The organism is Sinomicrobium kalidii, from assembly GCF_021183825.1.
GTDB lineage: Bacteria > Bacteroidota > Bacteroidia > Flavobacteriales > Flavobacteriaceae > Sinomicrobium > Sinomicrobium kalidii.
Genome location: NZ_CP089211.1, coordinates 1,716,244 through 1,728,246, shown reverse-complemented (window position 1 = coordinate 1,728,246; position 12,003 = coordinate 1,716,244). Strand labels below are relative to the sequence as shown.

General features: G+C 46.2%; 9 protein-coding genes. 1 reads left to right on the top strand and 8 read right to left on the bottom strand.

The annotated features are described in order from the left end of the window. Positions 1 to 9 precede the first annotated feature (9 nt). From LS482_RS06975 to LS482_RS06955, 5 genes are all read right to left on the bottom strand, one after another. Positions 10 to 3,159, bottom strand: a complete 3,150-nt coding sequence (locus LS482_RS06975; RefSeq protein WP_233031034.1) for an efflux RND transporter permease subunit — start codon at positions 3,157 to 3,159, stop codon at positions 10 to 12. Between the two features lie 9 nt (positions 3,160 to 3,168). Next, the gene (locus tag LS482_RS06970) at positions 3,169 to 4,296 is read right to left on the bottom strand and encodes an efflux RND transporter periplasmic adaptor subunit (protein ID WP_233031033.1); all 1,128 of its coding nucleotides are present in this window, start codon (positions 4,294 to 4,296) and stop codon (positions 3,169 to 3,171) included. 12 nt (positions 4,297 to 4,308) lie between these two features. Beyond that, complete coding sequence (locus tag LS482_RS06965) at positions 4,309 to 4,812, bottom strand: GbsR/MarR family transcriptional regulator (RefSeq protein ID WP_233031032.1); 504 nt, start codon at positions 4,810 to 4,812, stop codon at positions 4,309 to 4,311. A 133-nt stretch (positions 4,813 to 4,945) separates the two neighbouring features. Further along, entirely contained in the window at positions 4,946 to 7,294 is a 2,349-nt protein-coding gene (gene pbpC, locus LS482_RS06960; protein WP_233031031.1) for a penicillin-binding protein 1C, read from the bottom strand. 132 nt (positions 7,295 to 7,426) lie between these two features. Further along, positions 7,427 to 8,374 (bottom strand): nicotinic acid mononucleotide adenyltransferase, encoded by a 948-nt coding sequence (locus LS482_RS06955; RefSeq protein WP_233031030.1) that lies wholly within the window; start codon positions 8,372 to 8,374, stop codon positions 7,427 to 7,429. A 225-nt stretch (positions 8,375 to 8,599) separates the two neighbouring features. On the opposite strand from LS482_RS06955, the gene LS482_RS06950 reads away from it, so the two are divergent. After that, the gene (locus LS482_RS06950; RefSeq protein ID WP_233031028.1) at positions 8,600 to 9,598 is read left to right on the top strand and encodes an NAD(P)H-dependent glycerol-3-phosphate dehydrogenase; all 999 of its coding nucleotides are present in this window, start codon (positions 8,600 to 8,602) and stop codon (positions 9,596 to 9,598) included. A gap of 36 nt (positions 9,599 to 9,634) precedes the next feature. Here the strand turns inward: LS482_RS06950 and nadD are convergent, their stop codons facing one another. From nadD to LS482_RS06935, 3 genes are read right to left on the bottom strand one after another with little or no spacing between them, the layout of a single operon-like run. Beyond that, positions 9,635 to 10,222: a nicotinate (nicotinamide) nucleotide adenylyltransferase gene (nadD, locus tag LS482_RS06945; RefSeq protein WP_233031026.1), complete on the bottom strand. Its 588-nt coding sequence runs from the start codon at positions 10,220 to 10,222 to the stop codon at positions 9,635 to 9,637. A 54-nt stretch (positions 10,223 to 10,276) separates the two neighbouring features. Beyond that, positions 10,277 to 10,864, bottom strand: coding sequence for a guanylate kinase (gene gmk / locus LS482_RS06940; protein WP_233031025.1), 588 nt, complete (start codon positions 10,862 to 10,864; stop codon positions 10,277 to 10,279). A gap of 27 nt (positions 10,865 to 10,891) precedes the next feature. Next, on the bottom strand, positions 10,892 to 11,749 hold the full coding sequence (locus LS482_RS06935) for a YicC/YloC family endoribonuclease (protein ID WP_233031024.1): 858 nt from the start codon (positions 11,747 to 11,749) through the stop codon (positions 10,892 to 10,894). Between the last annotated feature and the right edge of the window lie 254 nt (positions 11,750 to 12,003).

Sequence of the window (12,003 nt, the reverse complement as noted above, 5' to 3'; positions counted from 1 at the left end):
GGTATGTTTTTAGCTTTCTTTTGTTTCTTCCTGTGTTTGTACGGTTTCAGGCGGACCACTGATGCGTTCCTGCAGCCATTGGAACACTACAAAGAGCGTGGGTATAATAAATACCCCGATCACGGTACCGATAAGCATACCGAAAGCAGCTCCCGTACCTATGGAATTGTTACCTTCGGCACCCACACCTTTGGCCAGTACCAGTGGCATAAGCCCCACGATAAATGCAAAAGATGTCATAAGGATAGGGCGCAGACGTGCCTTACCGGCATCTATGGCAGCCGCTACGATCGACATGCCCTGTCTTCGCCGCTGTATGGCAAATTCCACGATAAGTATCGCGTTCTTCGCCAGCAGCCCGATAAGCATTATAAGTGCAATCTGGAAGTAAATGTTATTCTGCAATCCGTCCAGTTTGGTAGCAATGAATGCGCCTGCAACTCCCACGGGCAGGGATAACAATACCGATAACGGCAGGATATAGCTTTCGTATTGTGCAGCCAGGAAGAAGTAAACAAAAAGAATACTCAGTGCAAAAATAATTATCGACTGTCCTGCAGAGTTGATCTCCTCCCGGGTAAGCCCGGAATAGGCGACCTCGTAATTGTTGGGGAGTGTTTCTTCAGCAAGCTGGTCGATCGCAGCAATGGCATCCCCGGTACTGTATCCCTGGGCGGTAGAACCGTTGACCGTTACCGAATTGAAAAGGTTGAAGCGGTTAACCGTTTGTGGTCCGTATACCCTTTTCAACGAAACAAATTCGGAAATAGGGGCCATTTCTCCCTCGCTGTTTCGTACAAACATGCTGTTGAGGCTGGACTCATCCTTTCGGTCTTTCGGTTCGGATTGCACGTATACCTTGTATTGCTTTCCGAATCGACTGAAATCGGTGGCGTAATATCCTCCTATATATCCCTGGAGCGTGGAGAGGATATCGCTTATTCCTATTCCCGCTTCTTTGGCCTTGGGTACATTGATGTCCATTTCCAATTGCGGGTAATTGGTGCTGAATGAATTGGATGCGAACCCTATTTCGGGACGCTGGTTCAGTGCTCCCACAAATTGTTTTGCCACATTATCCAGGTCTTTGATATCTCCTGCAGCCCGGTCAAGAATTTGCAATTCGAGGTCGGAATTACCGAATCCGGGAACACTGGGAGGTGTAAAGAAGATAATATTGGCATCCGAAATCGCTGCGGATTTCTGGAAAAGCTGTCCTACAATGGCATCGATCGAGGTGGCATCCGTAGTACGTTTTTCCCAGTCCTCGAGAATGATAAAGCCCATTCCGTAGGAACTACCCGCACCGGAAAAGAAGTTTCTACCGTTAATCAGACCTGCAGCCCTTATACCGTCTACACTGCTTATGATCTCGTATAAATTCTGGGTTACACTATACGTCCTGTCCAGGGAAGAACCGGGGGGCAATTCTACATTGACCATAATAAAACCCCTGTCTTCTGATGGAACAAACCCGGTAGGCGTAGTTCTGTTTGCCCAGAGAATACCTAATACCGCGGCACCCAAAATAATTGCGGTCACCCATTTGTGCTTCGTAAGGAAGCCCAAAGATCTGGTATACTTTTGGGTTATTTTATTGAAAGCAATGTTAAAGGCCGAATAAAAGCGTTGTAATATATTTTTCTTAGCATCCGGATGGTTTTTATGTGGCTTGAGGAAAATAGCACATAATGCCGGGCTGAGGGTTAACGCATTTACCGCTGAAATAAGTATGGCCACGATCAGGGTAACTCCGAACTGTTCGTAAAATACTCCTGAAGGTCCCTGGATAAAGGTAATGGGAATAAACACGGCAGCCATGACCAGCGTAATGGATATAATAGCCCCGCTTATCTCACTCATGGCCGATATGGTGGCTTCCTTGGCATTGTCATAGCCTTCCTCCAACTTGGAATGGACCGCCTCGACGACCACTATAGCATCGTCGACCACAATACCAATGGCAAGTATCAGTGCGAACAGGGTAAGCAGGTTTACCGAATACCCGAATAGTTGCAGGAAAAAGAACGTACCCACGATAGCCACGGGAACTGCAATTGCCGGGATCAATGTTGATTTAACGTCCTGCAGGAAGATAAATACCACAAGGAATACTAATAGGAATGCCTCGATAAGTGTGTGCTTTACCTTGTCTATGGATGCGGTAAGGAATTTATTGGTATCGTAGTATACTACATAATCTATCCCTTCCGGAAAATCTTTTTTCAGATCCTCCATTTTTGCATGGATGTTTTCTATAACCTCCTGGGCATTGGAACCGGGGGTCTGGAATATACCGACATTGGATGCCGGGTTTTGCATGGTACGGCTCAATCCGGAATAAGAGAAAGCATCCAGTTCTACCTTGGCAACATCTTTTACCCGGAGGAATTTACCATTGTCGAGGGCCTTGATTACAATATCACCGTATTCTTCGGCGGTTTTGTACCTTCCTTTATATTTGATAACGTATTCGAAGGATTCTCCCGAGTTTTGCCCCAGTGATCCGGCAGCGGCTTCGAGGCTCTGTTCGCCGATAGCCCCGATAACATCATTGGTGGTGAGCCCGTAAGCAGACATTTTGGCGGGGTCGATCCATATACGCATGGAGTAATCCTTGGCTCCGAAAACCGAAACGTCACCAACCCCTTTTATCCGTTGTAGTTCGGGTCTTATGTTGATACTCAGGTAGTTTTGTACAAAAGTGTCGTCATAATCCGGGTTCTCGGAATACAGGCCGAGATACATTAATGCCGAATTTAACCGTTTCTGCGTAATAACACCGGACCTGGTTACTTCCGAAGGCAGTACGGAATTGGCGCGGGCTACCCTGTTCTGTACGTTTACAGCGGCAATATCGGGGTCTATACCTTGTTCAAAATATACCTGGATGGTGGCACTACCGTCATTACTGGCGGTAGAGGTCATATAGGTCATTCCTTCCACCCCGTTTACCTGTTCTTCTATAGGAATAATAACGCTTTCAAGTATGGTTTCTGCGTTAGCACCCGGGTAACTGGCTGTTACCTGTACAGTAGGCGGGGCGATATCGGGATACTCCGTAACGGGCAGTGTATAAAGCCCCAGGACCCCCAGTATCAGGATAATAATCGATATTACGGTAGATAATACCGGTCGTTCAATAAACTTTTTTAGCATGGTCTTTTCCTATTTGAATACGGTGTTGAATGAATTTACGATGCTGTCAATACTGGTAGGCTGCGGAGTGATTTTCATCCCCGGCTGTGCTTTGCCGACTCCTTTGGCCAGAATCTGGTCGTTTTCTTTGATCCCGTCCTTTACTACCAGCAGATTATCCACTTCAGCCTGGGATGTTATGGACCTTGCATAGATGGAATCGTTATCTGCAACTATGTATACGAATTTCTTTCCTTGCTGTTCAAAGGAGGAAAGGGCGGGAACGACGAGTGCATCGTTGTATCGTTGGGGCACCAGGATGATACCGCTGCTTCCGTTTCTGAGCAACCCTGACGGATTGGGAAAGGTAGCCCGGAATGTTACCGTACCGGTTTGGGTATCAACTTGCCCGGAGATGGTCTCAATGGTACCTTCTTCCTCATATTCGGAACCGTCGGCAAGCAACAGTTTTACTTTCGGCAGGTTTTTGGCTTTCTCATCAAGGGTCTTGCCCCCCACATTCCTGGTGAGGGAAATAAAGTCCTTTTCGTTCATGGAGAAATAGGCATAAACATTTTCTATGCTGGAAATCGTGGTGAGCGGGTTGGCATCGGTAGCACTGACCAGTGATCCTCTCCGGAAAGGTATGGAACTTACCACGCCGTCTACCGGGCTTTTAATAGTAGCATAACCAATATTGGCGGTAATACTGTTATAATTGCTTTTGGCTTGTGCCAAGTTGGCTTTTGCCGTTTCCAGTTGTACGTTGCTTATAATTCCTTTTTCTACGAGCGGAACAAGTTTGTTCACTTCTACCTGTGCCACGTTTACCTGTGCTTTGGCAGCTTCGGCGTCCTGGCTGAGCGATTGGGTTTCGAGGCGGAAAAGGGTTTGTCCTTTTCGTACGTTTTCACCTTCGTCAACCAGAACATCCTGTATGTATCCGGATACCTTGGCACGAACATCACTGTTTACGACACCTTCGATACTGGCCGGAAAGCGTTTATAAGCCACTACGTTTTTACGTGATACTTTAACGGTAGGGAAAGGCATGGCCATAGCTTGTTGTCCTTGAGGCTGTGCCCGGTTGCAACTTGTAAGTAATGGAGCAATAATTGCGGTTGCCACCATATATTTCAAAATAGTTCTTGTCCTCATGTCTGTTGTTTATTATCGGTTTATGGTGTTTGAAATATTTTCCTTGAGATTGATCAGGTTGTTTAACATTTGTTCGGCAAATTTTATATAGTGCCTGTTAAACAAAAGTCCCGCATTATCAGGATCAGAATCGCGGTTATTCTGAAGGTAACGCACTTTGTAACAATGCACTTTTTCCAGCAGTTCTTTTTCTTTTTTCCATTGTTCTATTTTTTCATCCAGGCGTACCAGCATCTGGTCCGGAGCGATCTTGAAATACCGTTTCCTGTCGCCTGTTTTGGTAAAATATGTTATTTTTCCCGTAGATTGTAATAGCTGCAAATTGGTAGAGATGGAACTCTTGCTGGCTTCCAGCTTTTCGAGTAGTTCTTCAAATGTAATGCCGTCTTCTCCCGTAAGGACCATTACGGAAAATATCCTTGCCGAAAGCGGGGAGAATGCTTCATTCCTCTCAAAATAAACTCCCAGTTCTTCTACCAGATTGCATTTTTCCTTTTCTAATTCTTCACACTGCATATGTATCCCAATATTGAAATTTCCGGCAAAGATATGATAGGTTCGGTTTAAACCGAACTAAAAGAAGTTAATTTAATGTTAAAAAGGGAAAACAGGTGTTAACTTTTATCCCTTATGAAGAAGTAATGGAAATTTATTTCCTGATCTGAATATTGCGTTTAATTTCGTTCCCGAACTCGTCAATAACGGTAATGCGGTGTTTTCCCTCCCCGGGCAGAATGGCCATCTCATGAAAGTTCCGGGTTTGCCCGAGAAAATGATCGTCAACATACCAGAATATCGTAGTACCCGGTTTGGAATGTGCTACTTTAACGATCAGTTCGTTGGTAGTTCCTTTGAAGTTTTTGGGTAATACCACGGCACGGCCTTCCTCCGGATATATAAAATCCATAACTACCGGCCCTTCGGTGAAACAATCAGCGCGGAAAGGAGGCATGATTTTATAGTTGGAATGACTATTTTTATAGTAATATTCCATCAAGGGAGGGAGTGTAAACCAGGGTTCCGTAATTATATCGGTTACCGGTGTACATGAAGTATTTACACGATACTGTCTTTTATTGTCAAGGTGAATGAGGTGGTGATAAGGGCACGGTTTGGTGTGCCGGCCGGCATGGGGTATCCATACTTTCTTTTCGGGACAGATGGGAGTGGCCAGGTAACCACTGCTCCCGCATACTTTGGCTTCGGTAAGTGCATCAAAGGGCGTGGCAAACCAGGAAGAAGAGGGCAGGGCGTCAAACACATCAAACAATACGGGGGCGGCCGCCGTTACCCCGGTCAGTCCCGGTCGTCCTTCCCCGTCCGCATTTCCGGCCCAGACACCTACAACATAATCTTTGGTCACTCCTATGGCCCAGGCGTCCCTGTTGCCAAAACTGGTACCTGTTTTCCAGGCAATCTTTTTGGAAGAATCAAAATACTGCCAGGCTTCGTTGCCTTCGGGGCGGTTCAGTTGCTGCATGGCATTGAAAGTAAGGAAGATGCTTCCCGCATCAAAAATGGTTTTTTGGTGGGAAACGGTTCCGAAATCTGCTTTTTCTCCCATTGTTAATATGGGTTCGGTAAACTCATCAGTATAATATTCGCTGGAGGTCTCGTGAAAGTGATTTATAGTGGAAGCCAGTGATGCATATGTCTTGCAAAGGTCCCATAAATTGCTTTCCGCCCCGCCGAGGATAAGGGTGAGTCCGTAGTAATCCGCGGGCTTATCGATATCCCGAAGGTGAAAAGTCTTTAGTTTATCCCTGAACCGTTCCAGCCCGTATTCCTGAAGCATGCGTACAAAGGGGATGTTCAATGACCTTGTCAGAGCATGCCCTGCAGCTACGGCACCGTCATATTCCGGGTCGAAATTTTCAGGGGTATAACCGGAAATTTGTGTCGGGATGTCGGGAACCAGGCTGTTGGGCAATAATTCGCCCGCATCCAGCATGGCCGCATACAAAAACGGTTTCATAATGCTTCCCGTGCTTCTCGGGGCGCTGATGATGTCCACATCTTTCTGGTGCTTTCTGTCTGTTGGCGTATTTCCTGTATACGCAAGTACCTGGCGGGTATGTACGTCCATGACCATAACGGCGGCATTGTGTACCTTGTTCTGTTTCAGGATCTCATAATGCTGCCTTACAATGGTATTGACCCGGGCCTGAAGTTCCGGGTGAACGGTAGTACGGACTTTTTCGCCTGCATGTTTCCGCGCTATGCGTTGCAGCAGGTGTGGCGCTGTTTGCGGCAGGGGAAAGGGCTTCTGCGGCAAAGGCTCCGCAATGGCCAGCCGGTAGGTTGTAGAGTCCAGGACTTTTTCTTTCAGCAGTTTACCTAACAGCCGGTTGCGTTTGGTGCGTAATTTTTCCTGGTTTTTCCCGGGATAGATGAGGCCCGGGGCATTGGGGAGTACGGCCAGTGTGGCACTTTCGGCCCAGGAAAGCTGATGAGGTTGTACCCCGAAGTAGCGCCATGCCGCCACATCCAGCCCGACTACATTACTCCCGAAAGGCGCATGCGATGCATAGAGGTTGAGAATCTCCGCTTTGGAATAACGCAGTTCCAGCCGTGTGGCCAGGACAATTTCGACGACTTTCTCCAGGTATGTGCGTCGTTTTCCTTTCCGGGAAAGGCGGATAACCTGCTGGGTAAGGGTACTACCGCCCCGTACTACCCGGCCTGCCCTGACGTTCCGAAGGAGCGCCTTGCCGATGGATACCGGATTAAAACCCGGATGGGAATAGAAATAGGCATCTTCGAAATAAAGGATGCACTGTTCGAATTTTTCCGGGACGCTGTCCGTTTCAGGAAAGCGCCATTGCCCGTCTTTCGCAATTCTGGCGCCCAGCAGTTCCCCGTTCCTGCTTTCTATGACTGTTGAGGTGGGCGTATTGAACAGGGGTTCGGGCAGACAAAGGTAGTATGCAATGAGCAATATGACCAGAAGTATGGTCTTAATGCGATGCTTTTTTATGAAAGACAGGGCCCGGTTCAAGGATCAGGTATTTTTCGGATGAAATTATTCTTTTTTGAGGAAACGGGAAAGCATATGCGTCCAAAAAAAGAAACCGCCCTTTTCCGTATTGCTACGTAAGGGCGGTTTCCCAACTAAATAACCAACCAAAAATCAACTAACCTTTACTTTTCTTGGCTTACTTTGCCGTTCTATGTCTATTGTCCTGTTTATGATCTTTTTGCGTTTTTTTCCGGTCTTGTCTGTCTTTTCCCCTGAATTGCTTTCCGCTTTCAGGTACTGAATGAAATTCCTGCCGGTAAATTCATATGTGGTTTGCGAATCTATATGATATAATGCTATCGTTCTGTCATCTATAACGCTGAGTTCGAATTGCTCATTGTCCGGCAAGTCATAATCTAATGTTAAAACTTTGAGGTGAGGTTCCCCCGAAACGTTAAAGACTTCGTAATCGCCGGTATAATCCCATATCAGGTTATTGACGCTGGTTCCCGGGGCATCCTCGGAAGAACTGAACCAGTCTCCGTTGGCATCAGGATGGAATCGCAGAAAGTTCTCATTGTCAAAACTGTTTACAGCCCCCTGCCGGCTGACGTAAGTTTTCTCCCAGGCTTCGTATTCCTGTAGGAAGTAATGGATATTGTCATAAAAAACCGTGTCGTAATCGAAATTGCTTCGCTGATAGCCCATAAGGAAATAAGAAGTTCCGGAGGACCTGTCGTAAAGTTCTATTTCGTTACTCCCGTGCTGGTATACTTCAAGGTCCCAAAGGCCGTCAATATCATGATCAACGGTCACCAAAGTGTCGTAGACATCATAATACCCTACATCTATGCCGAGACCGTTCCCGGTATTTCCGATGCCTGCAAGGTTATTATTGGCGTATAATACCCCGTTTCTGAAGGATATGGTAAACGCATTCTGAAGAAAGGGGACTTCGCCGCTACCGCGGGTACTGTGAATGTCAATATACCACAGTTCGTAGGAAGCCAGAAGCTGGTTCAGGGATACTTCATCATCAAAATAATCGTCTTGTGTGGAACAGGAAGTCGCGACTCCCAGAACCAGCATACATCCTAAAAATAATTTTACGCCTTTCATAGTTCAAATGTTTATGGTATCTGACAATGTGAGTACCAATTCCCGTGCCAAAAATGTAAAATATTGGTTGTCAGTGTGTAATGTAATCCCCTGTTTTTTGGTTACTTTTGAATGCTGAAACACGGGGAGGTATATGATGAGAATGAGAAACCGATAGCGCAGTGTATTTCACGGGTTTTGGCATTGACCGGGTAAGACTAAAGATATTTAACGAAATAGATTTAAATGAACGATACAAAATTTGCAGTGATCGGCGGGGGAAGCTGGGCTACCGCCATTGTAAAGATGTTGTCGGAAAACCTGGATGAGATCGGGTGGTATATGCGCAATACCTTTGTGAAGGAGCATATATTACACCAAAAGCACAACCCGAACTATCTCAGTGCCGTGGAATTCCGTACGGAACAACTCCGGCTTACCAACGACATCAACGAAGCGATCACTTATGCCGATATTCTCATTTTTGCCGTGCCTTCGGCATTCCTGCATTCGGAACTCGAAAAACTTACGGTTTCTATTCAGGATAAAATTATTTTTTCAGCCATAAAGGGAATTGTCCCGGAGACCGGACTTATAGTAGGGGAACATTTTCACAACGAATACAATATCCCCTTTGAAAATATCGGGGTCATTACGGGACCGTGCCATGCGGAGGAAGTAGCCCTGGAACGGTTGTCCTATATCACGATTGCCTCTGCGGACGAGAAAAAGGCGAAAACCGTCGCCAAAAGCCTGGCCAGCGACTATATAAAAACCAAGATCTCGGATGACATCATCGGCACGGAATACGCGGCCGTATTGAAAAACATTTATGCGATCGCTGCTGGAATAGCACACGGATTGGGGTATGGCGACAATTTTCAGAGTGTACTTATGAGCAATGCCATACGGGAAATGCGGCGTTTTATCAAACGGGTGCACAAGATGAAACGTAATATCAATAATTCCGCTTACTTGGGGGACCTTCTGGTGACGGGTTATTCCGTTTTTTCACGCAACCGTATGTTCGGTAATATGATCGGGAAGGGATATACGGTAAAGTCGGCCATGATGGAGATGAGCATGGTGGCCGAAGGTTATTATGCAGCCAGGAGCGCACACCTTATCAACGAAAAACACGAACACAAGATAAAAACACCCATAATGGATGCGGTGTATAATGTGTTGTACGAAGGCAAAGAGGCCAAGAAGGTGTTTAAGAAGCTTTCGGAAAAACTGGACTGATTGGATTTCCGCTAACCGCTGCTTTTAAGACGTTGCTTACTTATAAAAGTTCATTTTGTCTATATATTCCCATACCGACGGATCGAGCAGGGGAGCTACATTTTTTCCGGCTTTAATGTCCTTGCGTATGGCAGTGGCCGAGATCTCGATCACGGGTGCGTCTATTTTATGAATGCGCGGGTGTTTGTCCAGCAGAGATGGCTTTGTTACCGTAATCCTGGGATAGACATAAACCGAATGGTTTTGCAGAATAACTTCATGGTTCTTCCATTTGTGCAGGCTTTTCAGGTTGTCTTCGCCCATAATCAGGCAAAATTCGCGGGCAGGATATTTTTCCTGTAAATGTACCAGGGTATTTACCGTGTAGCTGGGTTGTGGTAGTTTAAATTCAATATCGCTGGGCTGGAGTTTGTCGTACTTTTCAGTAGCCCTGTAAACCATTTCCAGGCGATGATGGTCTGCGAGCAGCGAATTTTTTTTCTTGAAAGGATTATGAGGAGTAACTACCAGCCACACTTCGTTCAGGTCACTGTGCTCGGCAAAGTGGTTGGCAATGATAATGTGCCCTACATGGACCGGGTTGAAGGTCCCGAAATACAGGCCGGTTTTCTTGTTTAGATCCAAAGTGACGGTTTGTTTTATTTGAACGCCTCGTGAACTTGTCCCGAGGCAGTTGACTTATTTGTTGATAAACTCATCGACCAGTTGTTCGGCCTCGTTCAGGGCGGTTTCCAGGTCGTGATTCTTGATGATCCTGTCAAATTGCGGGGCGGTGGCAAGTTCTACGGAAGCCTTTGCAATGCGCATGTTTATCTTGTCTTCCGGTTCTGTCTTCCGTTTTTTAAGCCGTATTTTCAGTTCATCCACGCTCGGGGGTTTTACAAATACGGCGAGGGTTTGCTCCGGATATTTCTTCTTGATCCGCAATCCCCCGGCCACATCAATATCAAAAATAACGTGTTTGCCTTTGGCCCAGATACGTTCCACCTCGCTTTTCAGCGTACCGTAAAAGTTGTCCCGGTACACTTCTTCCCATTCCAGGAAATCGCCTTGCTTTATATGGTCCTTGAATTCTCTTGTTGTGAGGAAATAATAGTCTTTCCCGTCGACTTCCTCACCTCTGGGGGTACGCGAGGTGGCCGAGATAGAAAAGTCGAGATTCAGTTTTTCAATACCGAGCAGATGACGTACAATAGTGGTTTTTCCGCTTCCCGAAGGGGCGGAGAATACAATGAGTTTACCTTTTTGGGAGTTGTTGTTGTCCATGTGGTCTTTCGTAGTTTTGTACTTGTCCTACAGTACGTTCAAAACCTGTTCCTTGATCTTTTCCAGTTCGTCTTTCATCTGCACTACGAGCTTCTGCATGGGCGCAAAATTGGCTTTAGAGCCGATAGTGTTGATTTCCCGACCTATTTCCTGGCAGATAAACCCGAGTTTTCTCCCGTTGGATTCTTCAGATTGCAGTGAACTAAGAAAATAGTCGAGGTGATTGGCCAGACGTACTTTTTCTTCGGTGATGTCGTATTTTTCCAGGTAATAGATGAGCTCCTGTTCAAAACGGTTTTTATCCACATTTTCCCTCATATCGGCAACGGCTTTTTCAAGACGTTCCCGTACCTGGGTCATACGTTCCGGGTCCAGTTCCTTTACCTGCTCCAGCAAAGCGGAAATATTGCGTATCCGCAACAGGAAGTCCTTTTCCAGGGCCCTGCCTTCTTCGAGCCTGAAGGTTTTTATTTCGGTAATGGCTTCTTCCAGTACGCGGGTAATGGCTGCAAATTCTTCTTCGTCAATATCGTTGCGTTCGGTTTTAAGGGTATCCGGCATGCGAACGGCCATTTTCAGGAGTTCGGTTTCGTCACCGTCCACGATATTTTTTAATTGCTGAATGTATTGCCTGACCACAACTTCATTGACTTTCGATGAAGTTTCTTCCCCGGTGATCTCCACGTACAGGCCGAAATCTACCTTGCCCCGGATCAGGGCATTGGCTATGGTGCTCCGCATTTGCAGTTCTTTTTCCCTGTATTGGGATGGAATCCTGGTGTTGACATCCAGGCTTTTACTGTTGAGCGATTTCAGCTCTACGGTTATTTTTTTGGCGGGAAGTTGCACTACCGACTTCCCGAAACCTGTCATAGATTGTATCATCCGGTTTTTTTAAAGAAAAGTTGCACAAAGGTAAAGAAAATCAAAATGTTTAGAAAAAAGAGTATATACAAAGGAAAAAACCGTTGAAACGGTTTTGTGATGCCCCGGTCATTCCGGGATGTCTTTCCTTGTGTAATGCCTTTTTTCCGGCATAGAGAGGTTGTCGATCAATGCCTCTATTATCCGCTATGCGGACATCCTGTTCGAGTCATTTTTGAACGGGGCGTCCGGCCATAAAGGATAAGGGGTCGGGG

Coding starts and splice junctions, on each gene's coding strand:
- LS482_RS06975 (WP_233031034.1), bottom strand. CDS start 3,159: ATGCTAAAAAAGTTTATTGAACGACCGGTATTATCTACCGTAATATCG.
- gmk (WP_233031025.1), bottom strand. CDS start 10,864: ATGGACAACAACAACTCCCAAAAAGGTAAACTCATTGTATTCTCCGCC.
- LS482_RS06965 (WP_233031032.1), bottom strand. CDS start 4,812: ATGCAGTGTGAAGAATTAGAAAAGGAAAAATGCAATCTGGTAGAAGAA.
- LS482_RS06950 (WP_233031028.1), top strand. CDS start 8,600: ATGAACGATACAAAATTTGCAGTGATCGGCGGGGGAAGCTGGGCTACC.
- LS482_RS06935 (WP_233031024.1), bottom strand. CDS start 11,749: ATGATACAATCTATGACAGGTTTCGGGAAGTCGGTAGTGCAACTTCCC.
- LS482_RS06955 (WP_233031030.1), bottom strand. CDS start 8,374: ATGAAAGGCGTAAAATTATTTTTAGGATGTATGCTGGTTCTGGGAGTC.
- LS482_RS06970 (WP_233031033.1), bottom strand. CDS start 4,296: ATGAGGACAAGAACTATTTTGAAATATATGGTGGCAACCGCAATTATT.